The organism is Streptomyces sp. NPDC004539, assembly GCF_040610055.1.
Lineage (GTDB): Bacteria > Actinomycetota > Actinomycetes > Streptomycetales > Streptomycetaceae > Streptomyces.
The window spans coordinates 86,244-108,212 of sequence record NZ_JBEXLS010000029.1 but is presented as its reverse complement, the minus strand read 5'-3'; the positions used below and the strand labels follow the sequence as shown (position 1 = coordinate 108,212).

Sequence of the window (21,969 nt, the reverse complement as noted above, 5' to 3'; positions counted from 1 at the left end):
GGAACCAGGCCACCGCATACGGGGGTTGCGGGGGAAAAACCCGGTGCCGGGGAGTCTTCGGACTCCCCGGCACCGGGTTTTCCGGACGGGACGCGGTCAGTCCAGTACGGCGACCGCCTCGATCTCCACCAGGTGTTCCGGTACGTCCAGTGCCGCCACCCCGATCAGGGTCACCGGGGGACGGTGGTCGACGCCGAGGCGGGTGGCGCCCCGGGTGACGCCTTCGAGGAGGGCGGGCATCTTGTCGGGGGTCCAGTCGACGACGTACACGGTGAGTTTCGCTACGTCCGTGAAGGCGCCGCCCGCGCCCGCGAGGGCCGTGCCGACGCTGACGTACGCCTGCTCGACCTGGGTCGCGAGGTCGGCGGGGGCGTCCCAGGCGACCTGGCCGGCGATGTAGACCGTGCGGGTTCCGGAGGTGATGGCGACCTGGTGGTAGACGTCGAGTGCGGGCAGGCCGTTCGGGTTGAGCAGGGTGATGGTCATGTTGGGTGCCTCAGTGGTTTCCATTAGTTACTTGGGAACCGTAGGGAACCATCGGCTGACGTGGAAGAACGCACTTTTTGGTGACCCGGGAACCTCGTGGTGACCCCGCAGGTCAGGGCGGCGGCGTCAACCTGGAACGCGTGCGCTGCCCAGGAGCGAGGGTGACGGGGGAGTCCACAGCAGCGTGGTTGTCCACAGGCCCGGCGGTTGTCGGCGGCAGGTCGTACGCTGGATGACCCCCGGCCCGCCAGACGCGTCGGGCGCTCGGTGTTGCCCGTACCTCCCGAAGTCCCAAGCCACAGCCACCCCCCGCCCCCGCACCGGAAAGATCCCATGAGCCTGCACGGTCTGCTAGACGCCGTTCTGAAGGACACCGCCCTGTCCGAAGCCGTCCGAGCGGCGGCCGACGGGAACCGCACGCACGTCGACCTGGTCGGCCCCCCGGCGGCGCGCCCGTTCGCGATCGCGGCGCTGGCGCGGGAGTCGGGCCGCCCGGTGCTCGCGGTGACGGCGACGGGCCGGGAGGCGGAGGATCTCGCGGCGGCGCTGAGGTCCCTGCTGCCGCCGGACGGCGTCGCGGAGTACCCCTCCTGGGAGACGCTGCCGCACGAGCGCCTGAGCCCCCGCAGCGACACCGTCGGGCGCCGGCTGGCGGTGCTGAGGCGGCTCGCGCACCCCACCCCCGACGACCCGGAGACGGGCCCGGTGTCGGTGGTCGTCGCGCCCGTGCGCTCCGTGCTCCAGCCCCAGGTCAAGGGCCTCGGCGACCTGGAGCCCGTCGCGCTCAGGACCGGGCAGCAGGCGGACCTGAACCGGATCGTGGAGGCCCTCGCCGCAGCCGCGTACGCGCGCGTGGAGCTCGTCGAGAAGCGCGGCGAGTTCGCCGTGCGCGGCGGCATCCTGGACGTCTTCCCGCCCACCGAGGAACACCCCCTGCGGGTCGAGTTCTGGGGCGACGACATCGAGGAGATCCGCTACTTCAAGGTCGCCGACCAGCGCTCCCTGGAGGTCGCCGAGCACGGCCTGTGGGCGCCCCCCTGCCGGGAACTCCTGCTGACGGAGGACGTGCGCGAGCGCGCGCGCCTGCTCGCCGAGGCACACCCCGAGCTGGGCGAACTGCTGCACAAGATCGCCGAGGGGATCGCCGTCGAGGGCATGGAGTCCCTCGCCCCGGTCCTCGTCGACGACATGGAGCTGCTGATCGACGTCCTCCCGAAGGGCGCGATGGCCGTCGTCTGCGACCCCGAGCGGGTACGCACGCGTGCCGCCGACCTCGTCGCGACGTCCCAGGAGTTCCTGCTCGCCTCCTGGGCGGCCACGGCGGGCGGCGGCGAGGCCCCGATCGACGTCGGCGCGGCCTCCCTGTGGTCCATCGCGGACGTCCGCGACCGGGCGCGCGAGCTGGACATGATGTGGTGGTCGGTGTCCCCGTTCGCGGCGGACGAGGAGCTGGACGCCGACACCCTGAAGCTGTCGATGCACGCCCCGGAGACCTACCGGGGCGACACCGCCAAGGCCCTCGCCGACACCAAGGGCTGGCTCGCGGACGGCTGGCGCACGGTGTTCGTCACCGAGGCGCACGGCCCCGCCTCCCGCACCGTCGAGGTCCTCGGCGGCGAGGGCATCGCCGCCCGCCTCGACGTCGAACTGGGCGCCATCGAACCGTCCGTCGTGCACGTCGCGTGCGGCTCGATCGACTACGGCTTCGTCGACCCGGCGCTCAGACTCGCCGTCCTCACCGAGACCGACCTGTCCGGCCAGAAGGCGGCCGGCAAGGACGGCGCGCGCATGCCCGCGCGCCGCAGGAAGAGCATCGACCCGCTGACGCTGGAGGCGGGCGACTACATCGTCCACGAACAGCACGGCGTCGGCCGGTACATCGAGATGGTCCAGCGCACCGTCCAGGGCGCCACCCGCGAGTACCTGGTCGTCGAGTACGCCCCCGCCAAGCGCGGCCAGCCCGGCGACCGCCTGTACATCCCGACCGACCAGCTGGAGCAGATCACCAAGTACGTCGGCGGCGAGGCCCCCACCCTGCACCGCCTCGGCGGCGCGGACTGGACGAAGACGAAGGCCCGCGCGAAGAAGGCCGTCAAGGAGATCGCCGCCGACCTGATCAAGCTGTACAGCGCGCGCATGGCCGCCCCCGGACACGCGTTCGGCACCGACACACCCTGGCAGCGCGAGCTGGAGGACGCCTTCCCGTACGCCGAGACCCCGGACCAGCTCACCACGATCGCCGAGGTCAAGGACGACATGGAGAAGACGGTCCCGATGGACCGCCTGATCTGCGGAGACGTCGGCTACGGCAAGACCGAGATCGCGGTGCGGGCCGCCTTCAAGGCCGTCCAGGACGGCAAGCAGGTCGCCGTGCTCGTCCCCACGACCCTCCTCGTCCAGCAGCACTTCGGGACGTTCTCCGAGCGGTACGCGCAGTTCCCGGTCAACGTCCGCGCGCTGTCCCGCTTCCAGACCGACACCGAGGCCAAGGCCACCCTGGAGGGCCTGCGCGAAGGCGCCGTCGACGTCGTCATCGGCACCCACCGGCTGTTCTCCTCCGAGACCAAGTTCAAGGACCTCGGGCTCGTCATCGTCGACGAGGAGCAGCGGTTCGGCGTCGAGCACAAGGAGCAGCTGAAGAAGCTCCGCGCGAACGTCGACGTGCTGACGATGTCCGCGACCCCGATCCCCCGGACGCTGGAGATGGCCGTCACCGGCATCCGCGAGATGTCGACGATCACCACGCCCCCGGAGGAGCGCCACCCGGTCCTCACGTTCGTCGGGCCCTACGAGGAGAAGCAGATCGGCGCCGCGATCCGCCGTGAACTCCTGCGCGAGGGCCAGGTGTTCTACATCCACAACCGCGTCGAGTCGATCGACCGCGCGGCGGCCCGGCTGCGCGAGATCGTCCCCGAGGCGCGCATCGCGACGGCACACGGCCAGATGTCCGAACAGGCCCTGGAACAGGTCGTGGTGGACTTCTGGGAGAAGAAGTTCGACGTCCTCGTCTCGACCACGATCGTCGAGTCCGGCATCGACATCTCCAACGCCAACACCCTCATCGTGGAGCGCGGCGACACCTTCGGCCTCTCCCAACTGCACCAGCTGCGCGGGCGCGTGGGCCGGGGCCGCGAACGCGGGTACGCCTACTTCCTGTACCCCCCGGAGAAGCCCCTCACCGAGACGGCGCACGAACGCCTCGCGACCATCGCCCAGCACACCGAGATGGGCGCCGGCATGTACGTCGCGATGAAGGACCTGGAGATCCGGGGCGCGGGCAACCTCCTGGGCGGCGAGCAGTCCGGGCACATCGCGGGCGTCGGCTTCGACCTGTACGTCCGGATGGTCGGCGAGGCCGTCGCGGACTACCGCAAGCAGCTGGAGAACGGCGAGATCGAGGACGAGGCCCCCCTCGACGTCAAGATCGAGCTGCCGGTCGACGCGCACGTCCCGCACGACTACGCGCCGGGCGAGCGGCTGCGCCTCCAGGCGTACCGGGCGATCGCCTCCGCCAACTCCGAGGACGACATCAGGGCCGTCCGTGAGGAACTCACCGACCGCTACGGCAAGTTGCCGGAGCCCGTCGAGAACCTCCTGCTCGTCGCGGGGCTGCGGATGCTGGCGCGCGCCTGCGGGGTCGGCGAGATCGTCCTCCAGGGGACCAACATCCGCTTCGCGCCGGTGGAGTTGAGGGAGTCGCAGGAGCTGCGGCTGAAGCGGCTGTACCCCGGGACGGTCATCAAACCGGCCGCTCACCAGGTGCTCGTCCCCCGGCCGAAGACCGCGAAGGTCGGCGGGAAGCCGCTGCTCGGGCGTGAACTGCTGGGCTGGACCGGGGAGTTCCTGGCAACTGTCCTAGGGTCGTAGAAGGGGCATAGAGGGGCGTTCTTGACAGGGTGCCGGTGACGGGTCGAACCTGGACACACCGGCGCCTGTCAGGCGCCCCGTTCATTCCCAGGGGGAGGAATGAACAGTGTCGTCTCCGGCAGTTACTCCGTCTCTCCGGTCGGCCGTCACGGCGCCCGCCTCACCCGCGTGGCCCCCACGACGGCGATCCCGTACCGCCGCACCCAGACCGCGCCGGTCCAACTCCCTTACCTCGTAGGGCGGTCGACGGAGCTAGGCCGGGTCCGCGCGCGGGCCGCCGTCGAGTTCACCGGCCCGTGCGGCGCGGGCAAGACGACCCTGCTGCGGAACGTGCCGCGTGCCGTGTACGTCCGGGCGGGTGCCACGGCCCTTGAGGATCTCGTCCAGGACCTCATGCGGCGCTTCTACACCTGGCAGGGCCCCGTCCGCTTCAGCACCGAGCAGTGCGCCGGGTTCCTCACCGCCGTCGACGCGACCGTCGCCCTCGACGACGTCCCGTACACCCCGCAGCAGCTCGCCTACCTCCAACAGGCCCTGCGGGGCTGCGCGTTGGTGATCGGCGCGGCAACTCCCGCACTGGGGGCGGCGGGTGAGTCGTACGCGTTGGAGGGGCTCTCCGAGGAGGCGGCGGCCGAGCTTCTCGCCCGCGACCTCGGGCGCCCGCTCTCCGGCGCCGAACTGGCCTTGGTGGGACGGCTGTCGGTCGCCGTCGACGGGCAGCCGCTGCATCTGCGGCAGGCCGCCGCGCTCGTACGGTACGACGGCCGCACGCTCGCCTACGTCACCGACCGCGCGGAGGGCGACCCCGGGGTGCTCGACGAGCTGTCCCTGTCGGCGCTGCGGCCCGACGCGAGGCGGGTGCTGGCCGTGCTGACGCTGCTCGGGGGCGCGCTGCTGCCCGCCGGGGTGCTCGCGCAGATGGCCGATGTCGCCTACGTCGCCCAGACGTTCGAGTCGCTCGCCGAGCGCGGGCTCGCGGAGCGGCGCGACGACCGGTTCGGGCTGCCCGTCTGCAAGGCCGAGCCCTACCGGCACATCCTCTACCGCCACCTCGGGCTCGCCTCCGCCGTCCGCTCCCTCGCCGCGTGGCTCGTCTCCTGCGACCCCGCCGGGCCCGACGCGCGCGGCGCCCTCGACGGGGCCCTCGGCCTCCTCGGGTTCGCCGCCGAACGCCGGGAGTGGCAGACCGTCGTCCGGCTCGTCACGGTCCTGGAGCGGGTCCTCTTCGTTCAGGGGCACTGGCAGGCGTGGCAGGACACCCTCGCGCAGGGGATCACCGCCGCGCGGGAGGCCGGGGACGTCGTCTCCGAGGCGTACTTCGCGCATCAGCAGGGGGTGCAGCATGCCCTCAACGGGCGTACGGAGCACGCGCGTCGGATGCTGCGGCGGGCGCTGGACCTGCGGACCGAGCTGGGGGACTCGGCGGGGGTGGAGGTGACTCGGGCGAATCTGGCGTTGTTGGCCGCGCCTGCTGGGCCGGTTGCGGTGCCGCCCGCTGTGCGGCCCCCTGTGCCGTCCGCCGTGCCGCCGTTGCCGTCGGTTCCGCCGCGTGGGCCGTCGGGGGGCGGGCGGAGGGTGGCGGTGGTCGTGGCGGCGGTGGTGGGGGTGCTGGTGGTGGGGACGGCGGTGGCGCAGGTGGTCGGTGGGGGTGGGGGTACTACGGGTACGGGTACGGGGTCGGCGGGGGTGGTGACGCCGGGGGAGGGTGGGGGTGTGGGGAGCGGGACGGGTAGTACGGGTACTACGGGTATTACGGGTACGGGGTCGGCGTCGGCCGGGGTGTCCGGCGGGTCGTCCGTGAGCGCGTCGGTCAGCGCGTCCGTGAGTACGTCGACGGGGTCGTCCACGGGTGTGTCGTCCGGCGGGTCCGAGATTCTCTCCGCGCCCGAACTCTCGCCGTCCGCACGGGACTTCGGGATGACCCACATCTTCCCTTCCGTCGACGCGCCGACCTTCGACTTCACCGTCACCAACCCCAACGACCGCGCCGTCGACCTCGGCCCCGCGACCGTCCCCGGCGAGAGCGCGTTCTCCTACGCGGACGGCACGTGCGGGGAGCGGCTCGCGGCGAGGGCGTCCTGCACGGTGACGGTCGAGTTCTCGCCGAGCCGGCTGGGCCCCGAGTCCGACCGGCTCACGATCACCTCGGGGGGTACGACCCTGACGTCCGACCTGAGCGGTACGGGATACGTCGGCCTCACGGTCGTCCTCCTCGGCGGGCGCGACACCTCCCGCCTCTCCGCCACCGACCTCTCCGCCGGGGAGCTCTGCTCGGGGTACGTCTCCACCCAGTGCACCCTCCGGGTCACCGCGACACCGACGCTCACCGCCACCCTCACCGACCCCGGACGCCGCTACGTCATGAAGGGCTGGTCCGGCGCCTGCACCGGCTCCAACCCCTGCGCGCCGTCCCTCGCGCCGGACGACAGCACGCGGGTCACGGCGAGCTTCGCGCCGTATCTGGGGTGAGCGGGGTCGGTCGCGCGGGGTGCGTCGTACGACGTACCCGTCCCGCCTCCGAGCGGCCCGTAGACCCCCCTACCCCCTCCGCCGTAGCCCCTCGACCAGTACCGCCACCAGGCGGCGTGCGTCGTAGTTCGGGTCGGTGTCCGCGCCGGCGCACAAGTTGCCGATGCCGCGCAGGAGTTGGTACGCGTCGAGGCCGGGGTCGATCTCGCCGGAGGCGGTCGCGGCGTCGAGGAGGCCGGTGCAGACGGGGAGGAGGCGGTCGAGGAAGTAGGCGTGGAGGGTGCCGTAGCCGGCGTTGTCGGCCTGCATCGCGCTCGCGAGGCCGTGCTTGGTGACGAGGAAGTCGACGAAGAGGCCGGTCCAGCGGGCCAGGGCGGCGTGCGGGGTGGGGGAGTCGGCGAGGAGGGCGGGGCCCGCTTCGGCGCAGGTGTCGACCTGGTGGCGGTAGACGGCGACGACGAGGTCGGCGCGGGTGGGGAAGTGGCGGTAGACCGTGCCGGTGCCGACGCCGGCGCGCGCGGCGATCTCGCGGACCGGGGCGTCCACGCCGGAGGTGACGAAGACGGCGGCGGCGGCGTCCAGCAGGGTCTGCTGGTTGCGGCGGGCGTCCTTGCGGCGGGGGGTCTCCTGGTCGCTGCCGGGCACGGCGGCACTCCTCACGCGGGCGGGCGGGTGGGGCGGTGGGCTTACGAGCTGGTGGGCTTGCGGGTGGGGAAGGGGCTTGCGGGGCTTGTAAAGCGGAACAGTGTTCCGTATCTTAAATGGAACGAGGTTCCGTTTCTCTTGATGATGACAGAGGGGCGGGCGGCTTGTCATGCCGCCGTACGCCTCGGCCCCTCCCGCCTCGCGAACTCCTCACACCGGAAGGCGCAGCCATGCCCGGAGTTTCCCCGATCATGCCCGGACCGTCCCCGATCGTCTCCGTGAAACCCGTCCTCCTGCCCGCGCCCGGCCGGGGCCAGGACCTCCAGGTCCGCGTCTCCGCACCGGTCACCGGCACCGGCCTGCCCGTCCTCGTCCTCTCCCACGGCTTCGGCTCGTCCCTCGACGGGTACGCCCCCCTCGCCGACCACTGGGCCGCCCACGGCTTTGTCGTCCTCCAGCCCACCCACCTCGACTCCCGCACGCTCGCCGTCCCCGCCGACGACCCGCGCACCCCGCTGATCTGGCGTTTCCGGATCGACGACGTCGTACGCGTCCTCGACTCCCTGGACGTCCTGGAATCGGCCGTACCCGGTCTCGCGGGCCGTGTCGACCGGGACCGGATCGCCGTCGCCGGGCACTCCTGGGGTGCGCAGACGGTCGGCACGCTGCTCGGTGCCCGCGCCCTGGACGAGGACTTCACGGACCCCCGCGTCCTGGCCGGCGTCCTCCTCGCCCCGGCCGGCCTCGGCGACAGCCTCACCCCCTTCGCCGCCGAGCAACTCCCCTTCATGCGGCCGACGTTCACGACGATGGCACCCCCAGTCCTGGTCGTCGCCGGTGACCACGACCAGTCCCGGCTCTCCATGCGGGGCCCGGACTGGTTCACCGACGCCTACACCCACAGCCCCGGCCCCAAAAGCCTGTTGACCCTCTCCGGCGCGGAACACTCCCTCGGGGGCGTCTCCGGCTACGAATCCGCCGAGACGACCGACGAGAACCCCGCGCATGTCGACCTGATCCGCCGGGTGAGCACGGCATTTCTGTACGACGCGCTGGGGGTCGGAGACGCCGACTGGGCGGAGGTCGTGAAGGAAGAGCTGGGTGGGGTGGGGGAGTTGACGAGCAAGTGACCTGAGCGGCCGGGGAGGTCGGGTTGAGGGGGCGGGCGAGGGCGAGGAGGTGGACGGTCTCCGTGCCGAGGTCGGTGTGCCAGGAGGTGGGGCGCAGGGTGAACCCCAGGGTGGCGGCGCGGGGTTGGCGTGGGTCGGCGGCCAAGCGGCCGACGCCGACGAGGGGGCCGTCGTCCGCTTCTGTGGCCGCCAGTACGTACTCCGTGCGCGGCTCGGTGCGGGCGCTCTGTCCGGCTCGGGTGACGATGTCCCGCACCTCGTCGAGGGTGCGTGGTTCGAACGACAGGTGGGCGGTGGCGAGTTCGCTGCCATAGGCGGCGAACGCGGCGTCCGTGTCGGAGGGTTGCAGCTCGCGGAGCGACAGGCGGGCGGCGCGTCGGTGGACCGGATGCATGCCGGCGACTCTAACTGCCCCGCCCCCCAACGCGTTCGGGACCGACCCCGGCGTCCACGTGTCCGTGGGCGCCGGGGTGGTCCATCCCGATCGGCGAGGCGGCCTAGCGCTGGTCCGGCTCGTCTCGCTTGATGCCCAGCGCTTCCTCTGCCTTCTGCTGGGCCTGGTCGACCTGGCTCTCGTACTTGTTGCCGGTCTTCTCGTTGATCATTTTCTCGGCGGTGTCGGACATGTCCTTGGCCTTGTCCTGCATCGCCTGGTTGTTCTTGAACCTGTCCAAGAGGCCCATCGAAGGCTCCTTCCGGAGGTGATCCATGACGACCATATGTCCGGGTTGCTCCGAATGCCCACCCGAAAGGGGGTGAATGTGGGGAGAGGCTGTACCCACGGAGTGACCCCGCACACCCGCTCGCTAGCGTGTACGCGGCCCTGACCGGGGAAAACGTCCGGTGCGGGGTGGCGGACAACGGGCACAAGAGGACATCGGGAGGGGCGCGCGTGAAGCGTGTTCGGGGCGGGGTGGCGATCGCCGCCGTGCTGGTCGCGGCAGTGGCGGGTTGCAGCGAGGAGAAGGACGGGGGCGGCGCGTCGGGCCCGCTCCCCCGGGGCGGCGCGGCGCTGACGGCGGCCGAGGCGCTGCCGGTGAAGGGCCGGGCCCCCAAGACCGGCTACTCCCGGGACGCCTTCGGTTCGGCCTGGGCCGACACCGACTCCAACGGCTGCAACACCCGCGACGACATACTCCAACGGGACCTGGCGGACGTGAAGTTGACCGGCGGCGACTGCAAAGTGTCGTACGGCGTCCTGGAGTCGGACCCCTACTCCGGCAAGGACGTCACCTACCGGCGCGGCAAGAGCCTCGTCGACATAGACCACGTCGTCGCCCTGTCGGACGCCTGGCAGAAGGGCGCCAAGTACTGGGACGCGAGCAAGCGCATCGCCCTCGCCAACGACCCCCTCAACCTCCTCGCCGTCGACTCCTCCACCAACCGCTCCAAGGGCGACGGCGACGCGGCGACCTGGCTCCCCCCGAACACCTCCTACCGCTGCACCTACGTGGCCGCCCAGGTCGCGGTGAAGAAGAAGTACGGCCTCTGGGTCAGCGACGCGGAGAAATCCGCCATGGAAAAGGTCCTCAAGACCTGCCCCACCCAGAAACTCCCCACGGGCGGCAACCCCACGAAGGCGCCGGAACGATTCACCGCGAAGTGACCCTGGGCGGGGCGATTATCGGAATGCCAGCCCCCTCGCGCGAGTGTGATGCAGGTCACATCTGAGGCGTGAACCCGGAAAGCCACTCATTTCGACGAAGGGAGTGTGAGGGCCGAACGGAAGGGGGTGCGCGGTGACGCCGAACTCATGGAAGCCGTGGCCGAGGGGGACCGGGACGCGTTCGAGGAGCTGTTCCGCAGATTCGCCCCCTGGCTCAGGGGCCGCCTGCGGCAGCGATGCGGCGATCACGTCCTGGTGGACGAGGTTGTCCAGGACGTCTTCGTGGAGGTCTGGCGCCGCCGTGAGGGCGGGCGCGGACATGCCGACCGGGTCAGTGACGTGAGCGGCTGGCTGTGGCGGGCCGGCAGCCACCGGCTGATCGACGCGAGGCGGGCGCACGAACGCAGGGGCCGCCTACTCGGCCGCCTGGCGGGCCTGCCGAGACGCCACGCGTCCTCCCCTGAGGACGAGGTCATGACCGAACTCGGCGACGGAGCCCTCGCGGCGGTGGACCACCTGCCCGCCGACCTCCGTGCCGTCGTCCGGGCCACCGCACTCGAAGGACTGACGGTCCAGGAGACGGCCGAACGTCTGGACATCCCCGAAGGGACGGTCAAGTCCCGTGCCTCCAGGGCCAGAAGACTTCTGAGGGAACGCCTGATGCCGGGCGCAGGCGCAAGAACAGGCGCAGGAACAGACACGGCACCGGCAAGGCACGTGCCGAGGGCGTCCGCTGAAGACCTCGGCCGGGGGAGGCCCTGATGCACCACCAGAACCACCCCGACCACCTGAGCCCCTCCGAGCCCATGGACCACTTGACCACCCTCCGACTCCAGCAGTACGCGACTCACCCTCTCCCCGAGCCGACCAGAGACGCCGTCGAGATCCACCTCGACCTCTGCCCCGACTGCCGAGACCGCCTCTCCCCCTTCGTCGCCGCCGAGCCGGAACTGTCCAGCCTGTGGCAACGCGTCGACCACGCCGTCGACGAACCGGACCGGAGCCTGCTGGAGAGATGCGCGCTCCGCGTCGGTGTCCCCGAGGACGCCGCCCGCCTGTGCGCGGCGATGCCTGCCCTGCGTCGCTCCTGGTGGTGCGGATCGGTCCTGCTGGTCGTCCTCGCCGTCGCCGCCGCCCGCTGGAGCGGATCGACGTCGGCCCCGCTGCTGTTCTTCGCGCTGGTGCCCGCCCTGTCCGCCGCCGCCGTCGCCTCGGTCACCGGCCGCCGCTTCGACCCGGCGTACGTATGGCTTACGGTCTCCCCGCTGGGCGGCCTCCGCGTCGTCCTGCTGCGCGCGGCGGCAGTGCACATCCTGAGCCTGGTCCTGGCCTCGGCGGGTGCCGTAGCGCTGCCGCTCCCGTTCCCCTACACGCTCGGCTGGCTCGTCCCGTCCCTGATGCTGACGGCCCTGTGCCTCGCCCTGTCGAGCCGTATGGACGCCTTGCCGGCCGTGTCCCTGACCCTCACAGCCTGGGCCCTGTGCCTCGTAGCCACCTACGACGCGACCCTGCCAGCCGCGACGCTGACGCTGCTCCCGGCGGCTCAACTGGCCATGGCGGGTACAGCCGTTGTGGCGATCGCGGCGCTCGTCGTCCTGCGCGACGGATTCGACAGAGGCCGACCGGCCCCGCGTGGAAGGACGGCCTAGATGCGATCCACGACAGGACGGGTCACGCTCAGTGGAGTCGCCGTGCGCTACGGAAGCAGTACGGCGCTGTCGGGCGTCTCGCTGACCCTGGAACCAGGGGTGACGGGTCTGCTGGGCCCCAACGGTGCGGGCAAGACAACGCTGTTGAGCACCCTGGCCACCGCGACCGGCCCCGACACGGGCACGCTGTCCGTCCTGGGCCACGACCCGCTGACCCCGGCCGGCCGCCGCGCCGTACGCCGTCGCCTCGGCTACCTTCCGCAGAACCCCGGGCTGCCCGCCCACTTCACGGCGTTCGAGTTCATCGACTACGTCGGCATCCTCAAGGAGATCAGCGACCGGGACACCCGGCGTGCGGAGGCCCGCAGGGTCCTGGAGGAGGTCGGTCTGACGGCGGACCGCGGCCGGCGGATCAGGAAGCTGTCGGGCGGCATGCGGCAGCGCGTCGGCCTCGCCGCGGCGCTCGTCGGCGACCCCGAACTGCTGATCCTGGACGAGCCGACCGTGGGCCTCGACCCCGAACAGCGGCTGCGGTTCCGGGAACTCGTCGCCGGACTCGGCGAGGGCCGTACCGTCCTCCTCTCGACCCACCAGACGGAGGACGTGGCGGCCCTCTGCCACCAGGTCGTCGTCCTCGACCGAGGCGCCGTCCGGTTCCAGGGCACCCCCGCCGAACTGGCGCTACTGGCCCGAGACCGGGTCTGGAGCGGTGCCGAACGGGCCCCGGGCGCCGTCGCCGCCTGGCGTACCGGTGTCGGCGCGGTCCGCAACATCGGGGACCCGCCCCAGGGCGCGACCCCGCTCGAACCGACCATCGAGGACGGCTACCTGCTGCTCCTGGACGGCGAACGGACGAGGGAGGGCACGGCATGAGCAGCACAGGGGCCGCCGCCACGGCCGTACGACCCCCGAACCCCCCGCCTCCAGACGCCTCCCGTGCCGCGCGGGCCCTGGCCCGTTTCGAGTCCGCGCGTGTCCTGCGGCATCCGGCCTTCCTCACCGCCGTCGTCCTGTACACGGCCCTGTGGGCGTACGAGACGTGGGGCGGTGGCCCGCGCGGCCGGTACCCGGTGCTCCAGGACGAGGACAGGTACGGGCAACTCCCGCTGCTTCTCCTGGCCGCCGGGTCGCTCGTCGCGACGAACCTCACCACCACCCGCATGCGGCGGCACGGCGCGCAGCCCATCAGCGGCGTCCTGAGCCTGCCCCCGTGGCGGCGGACGCTCGCCCACCTCGCCACGGCCCTCCCGCCCGCCGCGTCGGCCGCTGCCTTGGCCACGGCCCGCATCACCGTGTACGCAGCGGCTCCCACCTCCGTGGGCAGTCCGTCGCCGGCCGAACTCGCCACCGGGCCGCTCGTGGTCCTGCTCGCCGGCTGCGCCGGAGTCACCCTGGCGTGCCTCACCCCGTCGGCAGCCGCCGGACCCTACGCCGTGCTGGTCCTCGGTACCCTCGTCCTGTGCGGCGCGCTCGATGTGCGGGGCATGAAGTGGGTCGGTCCGGTCGGCGTGGAGGGCGAGTTCGCGGCGCCGCTGCCCGCCGGCCTGATGTACCGCCCGGTCGTCGAGCACCTCGTCTACCTGGCCGCCGTGACGGGCGTACTCGCCCTGTTCGCCCTGGTCCGCTCAGGGCTGCGCGCGGCGCCGGTGCGGGCCGCCCTCGTCCTCCTCGTCGTGACCGCGGCCGTGGCCGGCGCCGCGCAGTACCGGCCGCTCCCCGACGAGGTGGCGGCCCGCCGGGCGGATGCGGAACGGCATCCGGGGGACCGGCAGCGTTGCCGGGTCGCCGACCGGGTCACGTTCTGCGCGTTCCCCGAGTTCATGGCCCGCAGCGCGGACTGGCAGCGAGTGACCGACGGCATTCTCCGCAGCACCCCCGCCGCCGAGGGCTCGTACGCGGTACGGCAACGGGTGTTCTTCGGTACCCACGCGGGAGGCGTGACCGGTGTGCCGCCGCTGGCGGACTGGGCGCGGGACGACGCCCGGCACGGCACACCCGGCGCGGTGACGGTCGGCACCGGCTGGGGTACGGACGACATCGGCGGCGCCGAGATCCTCTCCTTCGCCGTGCGTTTCGCCGACCGGGTGGTCCCCGGCGGCAGCGACCACCAGACTGGCTCGATGCTGTGCGGGGCCCGCGCGATGACGGTCCTGTGGCTCGCCGCGCAGGCGACCCCGGAGACCGCCGACGCCCTGCGCTCCCTGGACCGGCGCAGCATCGGCGGCATCACCCTCACCACCCTCGGCTCCGCCCAGGCGCTCGGTGTGAGCGACCCCGAGATACGCGTCGTACGCGAACTGCTCACACGGCCCGCCGCCGAGATCGCCGACCGACTGACGGCCTCCTGGCCGATCCTGACCGACGAACGCACCCGCACTTCGCGGGCGGCCCGGGTGCTGGGGGCCGCCCCGCCACCGGACTCACCGAGGAGTGCGGAGGGCACCCGATGCGAGGCTCTCTGACCGGGGCGCGCGACCTTCTGACCGGGGCGCTAGGCCCACTGAAGGGGGTACGTCTGTCCCTCGGCCTCGGCCGCCACCTGATCCGCCTCGCGCCGACGACCCCCATGGCATTGGCCGCCGGTCCGGCCCTCGCGCTCGCCGCCGTCCCCTCGGCACTCTCCCTGCACCTCCAACCAGTTGTCGCGGCCCTCCTGTTGCGCGTGGTGACGACCCTCTGTGTACTCCCCGTCGCGTTCGCCCTGGACGATCCGGGCGCGCGCACCACGGCGGTCCTCCCGTTCCCCGTCACCCCGCGCCGGCTCCTGCGTCTCGTGCCCGTCTGCGTGCCGCTCGCCGCAGCCTGGACGGTGTGCGCGCTCCTGCTCCGTGCGGCAGTCCCCTCGGACGACCGCGCCGCGCTGCCCCTGGCCGGGCTGTGTCTGGAAGCCGCCGCGCTCGGGTCCGCTGCGGTCCTGCTCGCCGCGCTCGGACTGCGCCTCACCGGTGGAGAACGCGGCAGTGCGCTCGCCGCGCCCGGCAGCGTCCTTCTTCCCCTTGCCCTGCTCCTCGGTCCTGCCCGGCCCTGGCTGTTCGCCGTTCCGCACGGCGAGTTCTGGGAGGCGTCCCGCCGGGGCTGGGCCTCGGCGCTGATCGCCCTCACCGTCCTCGCGGCCGTCTTCCTCGGAGAGAGACGGGCTTCAGCCCGGTGCTAGCCGGAACGCCGTGATCAGGTACGTCTCCTCGTCGTCGACCGCGTTCCGGTCCTCGTCCAGGACGATGCGGGTGGGGCGGCCGTCGGGGGCGTAGGCGATGTCGGCGGTGTCGGCGTGGTGGTGGCGGGCGGTTCTGAGGCGGGTCAACAGGGTCCCGATGGTGGGGAGTTGGGTGGAGGGGTGGGGTGGGGTGGTGGTGACTCGGAGGTGGTGGACGGTGAGGTGGAAGGTGCCGGAGAGGATCTGGGTGTCGGCGGTCAGGGTGTAGGTGTACGAGGGGGGCTCGCGCCAGGGCGTCGTGGCGGAGTCGGAGTAGGTGTGGGGGGTGGCGCAGGCCGTCGTCAGGGCCGAGGCCAGGGTTGTGGCCAGGGTCAGGGCGGCGGTTCGGGGGTGGCGTGCGGAGGGCATGGCGGTCCCGGTTCTTTCGGTGGGGCGGTCATGACCTCGACGCCGGGGCGGGGCGGGAGGTTCAGGAGGTGGACTTCAGGGCCGTCACCACCTGGGTCGTCAGCTTCTTCGCGCTGGCCGCGCCGTTCGCGGCGCCGTCGGTGGAAAGGACGGAGACGATGTTCGTGCCGACGCGGGCGGCGATGAGGGTGGTGCCGGTCTCCCAGGCGTCGCTGGTCAGGGTGATGGTGTAGGCGTCGTCGCCGAGGGCGGGGCCGGTCGCGCCGGTGATCTTCACCTTGCTCTTCGTGTCGGTGTCGGTGTACTCCGGGCAGGCCGCGACGACCTTCCGCAGCGCGGCCATCACGTCCGTCGAGGTCGTGGCCCGGTACGCGTCGATCTCCTGGTCCAGCTCCGCCGAGGAGTTCTTGTTCACGTACGACGCCTGCGCGAACGAGACCCCCTCTATCCCCGTCAGATCGATCCACGCCGTGCCGCCGAACGCCGAGCAGTCCGGCTTCGCGGCGTTGTTCGTCGCCGGGAGTCTGTACGTGTCGCCGGTGTCTCTCGTCGCGCTCGGGTCCAGCGCGAACCCGGCCGCGAAGTACGACGCCGGCGCGAGCGCCTTCTTGAGCTGAGTGCCGGTGAGAATCCCCTTGTTGGGGTCCTTCGGCTTGGCCGGCGTCTTCGCCGTCGGCGTGGCGACCTCCTTCGCGGCGGGCGTGCCCTTGTCGCCGTCGCCCGAGGAGCAGGCCGTCAGGGCGAGGGGGAGGGCCGCGGCGAGGGCCAGCGTCTTGAGGGCGGTCTGGGTGCGCATCGGTGTCCTTGAGTCGTCGTACACGAGTACGGGCCCGATCGTCGCCGGGCCCGGAGGGGTGATCATAAGGAGACCGAGGACACAGAAACGTCTCCGAATGCCCAAAGGGTGATCAAAGGGGGTGCGATTTCTGTACGACCGTGTCAGGCGGCGTCCAGTTCGCACCACACGTACTTCCCCCGCGTCCCCCGCCTGCTCATCGGCCGCCAGCCCCACGACGCCGCGCACGCCTGGATCAGCCCCATCCCCCGCCCGCTCTCCTCCAACTCCCCCGCGAGGCCCTCCGGGACGTCCGGCGGCTCCGGGTCGGCGTCCCACACACCGATCCTCGCGACCCCCGCCGACCAGGAGATCTTCACACTGACGGCCCCCTTCGTGTGCTGGACGGCGTTCGCCACGAGCTCGGCGGTGAGGAGTTCGGCGACGTCCACGAGGGTGATGTGGCCGTGGAGGGTGAGGATCAGGCGCAGGGCGCGGCGGGTGACGGTGACGCCTCGGGGGTCGTTGGGGAGGTGGAGGGTGTACTCCCAGGGGGATTTCTCGGGCATGGGGCAACTCCGGTTCGTGCGTGGAGGGTTCGTGCCGTGTTTGGTGCGTCACTGACGGTAGGGCTAACTTGTCATCCGGAACAAGCGGATCGCGTAATCTGACCCCGAACGAGCGGTGTCGGCGGGGATGTTGGACTGGGGAGTGACTGATGGTCCTGAGGCGTGAGCCCACCGCTCGGCAGATCCGGCTGGGGACGGAGTTGCGCCGTCTGCGCGAGGCCGCGGGGCTCTCCGGGCGGGAGGCGGCGGCGCTGCTCGGTACGGGGCGGGTGCAGATCACGCACATCGAACAGGGGCTCGCGGGGGTCAGCGAACAGCGGCTACGACGCCTCGCGTCCCACTACGCTTGTGAGGACGGGGAGTTCGTGGACGCACTGGTCGCCATCGCCACGGATCGGACGCGGGGGTGGTGGGAGGAGTACCGGGGGCTGCTGCCGACGTCGTTCCTGGATATCGCGGCCCTGGACTGTCACGCCCGGTTCCTGGACGAGGTGGCCATCCTCTACGTGCCGGGACTCGTGCAGACCGAGGACTACGCCCGCGCCGTGTTCTCCAACAGGATTCCTGAACTTGCCGGTGAAGAGCTTGAGTTGCGGGTGCGACACCGGATGCGGCGCCAGCAGATCGCCATCCCCCACAAGTTGCTGATCCACGAGTCGGCACTGCGCATCAGGGTCAGCGACCGCGCCGTCTCCCGCGCTCAGCTCGCCAAGCTGCTGGAACTCTCGGAGGCCGACCACATCACCGTACGCGTCATCCCCTTCGATCTGGACGGATTCGCCACGGCCTCAAGCTCGATGATGTACGTGGGCGGCCCGGTGCCTAAGCTGGACACGGTGGTGCGGGACGCGCCCCACGGGACCGTCTTCATCGACTCCGAAGCTCAACTCGGCGTGTTCCGCACGCGCTTCAGCAGCGTTGAAGCCGTGTCGCTGCCGCGTGAGCAGTCGCGTGAGTTCATCCATAAGCTGGCGAGGGAGCTATGACCATGGACAAGTGGCGGAAGTCGTCCTACTCGGGTGAAGGCGACGGCAACAACTGTGTCGAGGTCGCCAACTCCCCTGCCCGCACCGCGATACGCGACTCCAAGGCCCCCGCGAGCGCCACCCTCACCTTCGGTACCGGCGCGTTCGTGGCGTTTCTCGGAGCGCTTCCCGGCGGTTGGCGGAAGTCGTCCTACTCCGGTGGCGGTGACGGCAATGACTGTGTCGAGGTCGCCAACTCCCGTACCCACACGGCCGTACGTGACTCCAAAGCCCCCGCCCGAGCCACCCTCACCTTCCCCGCCCCCGCCTTCCAACCCTTCCTCGACTCCCTCAAGCGGTGACTCTCAACGCCCGTACGGGTAGTTCTGCTGGTACGGGTTCGGGCGGGGGCCCGCCCCGTACGGGAGCGGGGGCCGGTTCGGCTTGGGGTCGAAGAGGGCGAAGAGGGTGAGGGCCGTGCCCATGACCATCGCGAAGATGAGGGTCAGGCCGAAGACGCCGTCGCCCGCGCCGTCCTCCAGGACGATGAGCCACGTCCAGACGGCGGCCTCGTAGACGAAGAAGGAGATGCAGGCGGTCCAGTCGGACGGGAGGCCGCGGCGGAGGGCGACGTACAGGAAGGGCACCAGCGCGAACAGGCCGAGACTGCCCCAGACGGGGACGGTCCACCCGATCCGCTCACCCCACCCCGCCTCCAGGCGCTTCGCGGAAGCCGGGGGCGGCGTGGAGTAGTCGTAACCGCCTGGTATGCCCGTCATGCCGTCCCCATCCCGCATCCCGCCCCGTCGTCGGGCCAGCGTAGGGCACCGGGCCGACAGCCACCCACGCCCCGCCCGCTTTACCGCGACGTGAGAGATTCTTGTGACGATCGGAAACTCACGTTTCCGGGAGACGGACGCGGCATCGGTTAGTTTGCGAGCCGCAGGGTTTGAACGATCAAGGGGTGGGAATGGCAGAGCACCGGCAGTCGAGGAAGCGCAGATACATCGCCTGGGGCGCGGCGAGCGCCGTCGTCGTCGCGGGCGGTGTCGTCGCGGCGCAGCAGTCGATGGCGGCCACCGTCTGGCCGGCGCAGAAGACCTTCACGGGGCGCGCGTTCGACACGTGCACCGCCCCCTCGCTCGCCGCGATGAAGGCGTGGAAGACGGACGGCTACTACGGCGGCGCGGCCGTCTACATCGGCGGCAAGAACCGCGGCTGTGCCCAGCCCAACCTCACCAACTCCTGGGTGAAGTCGGTCAACTCCCAGGGCTGGAAGCTGATTCCGCTGTACGTCGGCGCCCAGCCCCCGTGCCAGACGGGCTCCAGCCCCGAGAAGATCACCCCCGCCACGGCGACCTCCCTGGGCGCCACCGACGCCGCCGACGCCGTCAGCAAGGCGTCCGCGCTCGGCATGAAGGCCGGCAGCGCGATCTACCTCGACATGGAGGCGTACGACATCACCAACAAGGCGTGCAACGACGCCGTGTTGGCGTATGTGCGCTCGTTCACGAAGACCCTCCGCGGCAAGGTCTACCGCGCCGGGTACTACGGCTTCACCTCCTCCAGCGCGAAGGCGATCGCCACCGCCACCAACAAGACCGACCTGCCCGGCAACCTCTGGTACGCCCTGTACAACGGTCAGGACACCACCACCGCCGACTGGCCCTGGGGCAAGGACCAGTTCACCAACCACAGCCGCGGCCACCAGTACAAGGTGAACAGCAAGGAGACGCGCGGCGGTTACACGATCACCATCGACCGCAACTCGTGGGACGCGCCGGTCGCGATCGTCGGCTGACATCCGCTGACATCCGCTGATTTCCAGGGGGCGTTTCTCGAACACGCGCCGGACGCCACCCCCTGAGCGCGTGACGCGGGCGCGGCGGTGCCCCAAGTCCCGGTGAATCGTTGGTCGAATGGGTTGGCCCCAGGCACACCACTGCCTACCATCGATCACCGCAAGACTTTGTGCACCGCCGCACAAGCTCCCACAGGAGGTCTCCTTGCACCGCCGTCGTCGTACCGCGCTCCTGCTGACCGCCACGATCGCCGCGGCAGCCCCCCTCCTCACGGCCTGCGGGAGCGACGCGCACCCCGGTGCCGCGGCTGTCGTCGGGGGCCAGCGGATCACCGTCTCGCAGCTGGAGAACCGCGTCAACGAGGTCCGGGACGCCCAGCGTTCGGCCGTCGAGGACGACGCCCAGTACGCGCAGGCCATCGCCCAGACCGGCACGCTCACCCGCGACACGCTGCACGGCATGGTCCTCGACAAGGTCCTCCAGAAGGCCGCCGAGAACGCGGGCGTCACCGTCAGCCGCCACGAGGTCCAGCAGATGCGGGCCGGTCTCGAACAGCAGGCGGGCGGCTCGGAAGGGCTGGAGACGGCCTGGCTCCAGCAGTACGGGGTGCCGCCGCAGCGGCTCGACGAGAACCTCCATCTCCAGCTGGAGGCGCAGAAGTTGGCGGCGAAACTGGGGACGGACACCAGCCAGCCGGCGTTCTGGAACGCGCTGTCCGCCGCGTCCAAGGAGCTGGGGGTGGATCTCAATCCCCGGTACGGGGGGTGGGACGTGCAGAAGGTGAGCCGGGTGGATGCGGCTACGCCTTGGGTGCGGGAGGTTACGGCGGGGACGGCGTAGGCGGGGCGGGCCGGGGGAGGGGCTGAGGCCGGAGGCTGAGCGCTGAGGGCCGGGGACCGGGGGCTGGTGGGGGCGTACAAGATGGTTGTACGACTTGCGTCCCCAGGCTGTGGATAACTTTCCCGGCGGGATCGGGGAGTGGGTTACGTTCGGGGTGTGAACGAAACGAGTCCCGCAGATTCCCCAGCTCCCGCGCAGCCCACCGGCCGCATCGTCCTCCTCACCACCAGCCACCGCGTCGCCCCCGGCCTCCTCTCCTGGCCCGCCTGGCAGGCGCTGCACGCGGCGGACCGGGTGCTCTGTGCGGACGGCGCGCACCCCCAGCTGCCGTATCTGCGGGACGCGGGCATCGTCGTGGAGTCCGGCTCGCCCTCCGCCGAGGAGCTCGTGGGGGAGTGCGCCGGCGGACGGACCGTCCTCGTCGTCGCCACCGGTGAGGGTGAGCCCGCCCTCACCGACGGGCTCGCCCGTCTCGCCGGTTCCGGCCGGGTCGCCATGCCCGAGCTGGAGCTCCTCCCCGCCTCCTACGACCTCCCCGGCGCCCGGCTCCTCGACCTCGTCCAGGTCATGGACCGCATCCGCCTCGAATGCCCCTGGTCCTCCCAGAAGACCCACAAGGGGCTCGCCAAGTACGCGGTCGAGGAGGCGTACGAACTCGTCGAGGCGATCGAGGAGGGGGACCGGGAGGAACTGCGCGAAGAGCTGGGCGACGTCCTTCTCCAGGTCGTCTTCCACGCGCGTATCGCCGAGGAGGACCCGGAGACGCCCTTCTCCATCGACGACGTGGCCGCCACGATCATCACGAAACTGATCCACCGCCACCCCCACGTCTTCGCCGACGCCGTCGCCACCACCCCCGAGGACGTCAAGGAGCACTGGCTCCGCACCAAGGCGATCGAAAAACGCCGCGCCTCCGTCACCGACGGCGTCCCCCTCCACCAGCCCGCCCTGGCCCTCGCCACCAAGCTCACCTCCCGCGTCCGCACGGCCGGCCTTGACGTCCCCCTCCCCACAGGTGAGGGCGTGGGCTACGAACTACTCGCACTCGCGGCTCGGGCCGAGAGCGAGGGGGTGGACCCCGAGTCAGCACTCCGAGCGGCGGCTCGTGTTTATCGGGAGGCTGTGCGGGGGGTCGAGGGGGTGGGGGACAGCTGAGGGCGAGCGTCGGTTTGTGGGTGCGGGCGGCTTGAGGGCGGGAGTTGGCTTGGGGGTGGGGTGTCGGGGCGGGGGCGGTTCGGGGGTGGGTGTTGCCTGGGGGCTGGAGGGGGCGGAGTCCGAGGGCGGATGGCTTGGGGCTGATCCTGATGGAGGGATGGAGGGATGGAGGGATGGAGGGATGGAGGGATGGAGGGATGGAGGGATGGAGGGATGGAAGGATGGAAGGCCGGAAGACCGGAGGGCCGGAGGGCCGGGTGGAATAGGTGGAGTGGGTGGAGGTGGGGGTTGAGGTGAAGGGAGCTGGAGTGCCGAGGGCTGAGGTGATGGGGGGCGGAGTGCCGAGGTGAACGCCTCCCGCCCGACCCCGCCCGTCACTGCCCGCATCCCCCGCCGGTCAGCGTCGGTCCCCGGCCCCCCTCGCTGGCTCCGGTCCCCAACCGGCCTTA

21 protein-coding genes and 2 pseudogenes are annotated in these 21,969 nt (G+C 71.4%); 15 read left to right on the top strand and 8 right to left on the bottom strand.

Annotated elements, in window-relative coordinates:
* Positions 1–96: 96 nt before the first annotated feature.
* The gene (locus tag ABZX85_RS41170) at positions 97–486 is read right to left on the bottom strand and encodes a RidA family protein (RefSeq protein WP_355881219.1); all 390 of its coding nucleotides are present in this window, start codon (positions 484–486) and stop codon (positions 97–99) included.
* Positions 487–819: 333 nt separating this feature from the next.
* Here ABZX85_RS41170 and mfd point away from each other — a divergent pair, with 333 nt between their 5' ends.
* Complete coding sequence (gene mfd / locus ABZX85_RS41165) at positions 820–4,353, top strand: transcription-repair coupling factor (RefSeq protein WP_355881216.1); 3,534 nt, start codon at positions 820–822, stop codon at positions 4,351–4,353.
* A 99-nt stretch (positions 4,354–4,452) separates the two neighbouring features.
* Positions 4,453–6,822: a hypothetical protein gene (locus ABZX85_RS41160; protein ID WP_355881213.1), complete on the top strand. Its 2,370-nt coding sequence runs from the start codon at positions 4,453–4,455 to the stop codon at positions 6,820–6,822.
* Between the two features lie 69 nt (positions 6,823–6,891).
* Here the strand turns inward: ABZX85_RS41160 and ABZX85_RS41155 are convergent, their stop codons facing one another.
* Positions 6,892–7,467, bottom strand: a complete 576-nt coding sequence (locus ABZX85_RS41155; RefSeq protein WP_355881210.1) for a TetR/AcrR family transcriptional regulator — start codon at positions 7,465–7,467, stop codon at positions 6,892–6,894.
* A 251-nt stretch (positions 7,468–7,718) separates the two neighbouring features.
* Here ABZX85_RS41155 and ABZX85_RS41150 point away from each other — a divergent pair, with 251 nt between their 5' ends.
* Complete coding sequence (locus tag ABZX85_RS41150; RefSeq protein WP_355881295.1) at positions 7,719–8,597, top strand: chlorophyllase; 879 nt, start codon at positions 7,719–7,721, stop codon at positions 8,595–8,597.
* A gap of 55 nt (positions 8,598–8,652) precedes the next feature.
* Here ABZX85_RS41150 and ABZX85_RS41145 read toward each other — a convergent pair.
* Positions 8,653–8,991 (bottom strand): annotated as a pseudogene (locus ABZX85_RS41145) (GNAT family N-acetyltransferase); the annotation flags it as partial.
* Between the two features lie 103 nt (positions 8,992–9,094).
* Positions 9,095–9,280, bottom strand: a complete 186-nt coding sequence (locus tag ABZX85_RS41140; RefSeq protein ID WP_355881207.1) for an antitoxin — start codon at positions 9,278–9,280, stop codon at positions 9,095–9,097.
* Positions 9,281–9,489: 209 nt separating this feature from the next.
* Here ABZX85_RS41140 and ABZX85_RS41135 point away from each other — a divergent pair, with 209 nt between their 5' ends.
* From ABZX85_RS41135 to ABZX85_RS41110, 6 genes are all read left to right on the top strand, one after another.
* Complete coding sequence (locus ABZX85_RS41135; protein ID WP_355881204.1) at positions 9,490–10,203, top strand: HNH endonuclease family protein; 714 nt, start codon at positions 9,490–9,492, stop codon at positions 10,201–10,203.
* A gap of 105 nt (positions 10,204–10,308) precedes the next feature.
* Complete coding sequence (locus ABZX85_RS41130; protein ID WP_355881201.1) at positions 10,309–10,965, top strand: RNA polymerase sigma factor; 657 nt, start codon at positions 10,309–10,311, stop codon at positions 10,963–10,965.
* The gene (locus ABZX85_RS41125; protein WP_355881198.1) at positions 10,965–11,852 is read left to right on the top strand and encodes a zf-HC2 domain-containing protein; all 888 of its coding nucleotides are present in this window, start codon (positions 10,965–10,967) and stop codon (positions 11,850–11,852) included. Before ABZX85_RS41130 ends, ABZX85_RS41125 begins: the two co-directional genes overlap by 1 nt.
* Complete coding sequence (locus ABZX85_RS41120) at positions 11,853–12,725, top strand: ABC transporter ATP-binding protein (RefSeq protein ID WP_355881195.1); 873 nt, start codon at positions 11,853–11,855, stop codon at positions 12,723–12,725.
* Positions 12,722–14,314 carry a hypothetical protein gene (locus tag ABZX85_RS41115; protein ID WP_355881192.1) on the top strand — a complete coding sequence of 531 codons (1,593 nt, stop codon included), beginning with the start codon at positions 12,722–12,724 and terminating at the stop codon, positions 14,312–14,314. The genes ABZX85_RS41120 and ABZX85_RS41115 overlap by 4 nt, the downstream gene beginning before the upstream one ends.
* Positions 14,299–15,006 (top strand): hypothetical protein, encoded by a 708-nt coding sequence (locus tag ABZX85_RS41110; RefSeq protein ID WP_355881189.1) that lies wholly within the window; start codon positions 14,299–14,301, stop codon positions 15,004–15,006. Before ABZX85_RS41115 ends, ABZX85_RS41110 begins: the two co-directional genes overlap by 16 nt.
* Here ABZX85_RS41110 and ABZX85_RS41105 read toward each other — a convergent pair.
* The 3 genes from ABZX85_RS41105 to ABZX85_RS41095 form a co-directional block, all read right to left on the bottom strand.
* A complete protein-coding gene (locus tag ABZX85_RS41105) occupies positions 14,992–15,414 on the bottom strand; it encodes a DUF6174 domain-containing protein (protein WP_355881186.1) in 423 nt (140 codons plus the stop codon). The genes ABZX85_RS41110 and ABZX85_RS41105 overlap by 15 nt on opposite strands.
* Before the next feature lie 61 nt (positions 15,415–15,475).
* On the bottom strand, positions 15,476–16,210 hold the full coding sequence (locus tag ABZX85_RS41100; protein ID WP_355881184.1) for a hypothetical protein: 735 nt from the start codon (positions 16,208–16,210) through the stop codon (positions 15,476–15,478).
* A gap of 143 nt (positions 16,211–16,353) precedes the next feature.
* Positions 16,354–16,758 carry an ATP-binding protein gene (locus tag ABZX85_RS41095; protein WP_355881181.1) on the bottom strand — a complete coding sequence of 135 codons (405 nt, stop codon included), beginning with the start codon at positions 16,756–16,758 and terminating at the stop codon, positions 16,354–16,356.
* A gap of 149 nt (positions 16,759–16,907) precedes the next feature.
* Between ABZX85_RS41095 and ABZX85_RS41090 the strand changes: the two genes are divergently transcribed.
* The 3 genes and pseudogenes from ABZX85_RS41090 to ABZX85_RS41080 all read left to right on the top strand — a co-directional run bounded on the left by ABZX85_RS41090 (position 16,908) and on the right by ABZX85_RS41080 (position 18,085).
* The gene (locus ABZX85_RS41090) at positions 16,908–17,744 is read left to right on the top strand and encodes a helix-turn-helix transcriptional regulator (RefSeq protein WP_355881178.1); all 837 of its coding nucleotides are present in this window, start codon (positions 16,908–16,910) and stop codon (positions 17,742–17,744) included.
* Positions 17,745–17,746: 2 nt separating this feature from the next.
* Positions 17,747–17,911, top strand: a pseudogene (locus ABZX85_RS41085) (DUF397 domain-containing protein); the annotation flags it as partial.
* A complete protein-coding gene (locus ABZX85_RS41080) occupies positions 17,891–18,085 on the top strand; it encodes a DUF397 domain-containing protein (protein ID WP_355881292.1) in 195 nt (64 codons plus the stop codon). The pseudogene ABZX85_RS41085 and the gene ABZX85_RS41080, both read left to right, overlap by 21 nt.
* Positions 18,086–18,088: 3 nt before the next feature.
* On the opposite strand, the gene ABZX85_RS41075 is transcribed toward ABZX85_RS41080, so the two are convergent.
* Positions 18,089–18,502, bottom strand: a complete 414-nt coding sequence (locus tag ABZX85_RS41075; RefSeq protein WP_355881175.1) for a hypothetical protein — start codon at positions 18,500–18,502, stop codon at positions 18,089–18,091.
* 191 nt (positions 18,503–18,693) lie between these two features.
* Here ABZX85_RS41075 and ABZX85_RS41070 point away from each other — a divergent pair, with 191 nt between their 5' ends.
* The 3 genes from ABZX85_RS41070 to ABZX85_RS41060 all read left to right on the top strand — a co-directional run bounded on the left by ABZX85_RS41070 (position 18,694) and on the right by ABZX85_RS41060 (position 21,520).
* Positions 18,694–19,524 (top strand): glycoside hydrolase domain-containing protein, encoded by an 831-nt coding sequence (locus ABZX85_RS41070; RefSeq protein ID WP_355881172.1) that lies wholly within the window; start codon positions 18,694–18,696, stop codon positions 19,522–19,524.
* Positions 19,525–19,729: 205 nt separating this feature from the next.
* Complete coding sequence (locus ABZX85_RS41065) at positions 19,730–20,365, top strand: SurA N-terminal domain-containing protein (protein WP_355881169.1); 636 nt, start codon at positions 19,730–19,732, stop codon at positions 20,363–20,365.
* A gap of 156 nt (positions 20,366–20,521) precedes the next feature.
* Entirely contained in the window at positions 20,522–21,520 is a 999-nt protein-coding gene (locus ABZX85_RS41060; protein ID WP_355881166.1) for a nucleoside triphosphate pyrophosphohydrolase, read from the top strand.
* Positions 21,521–21,969: the final 449 nt, after the last annotated feature.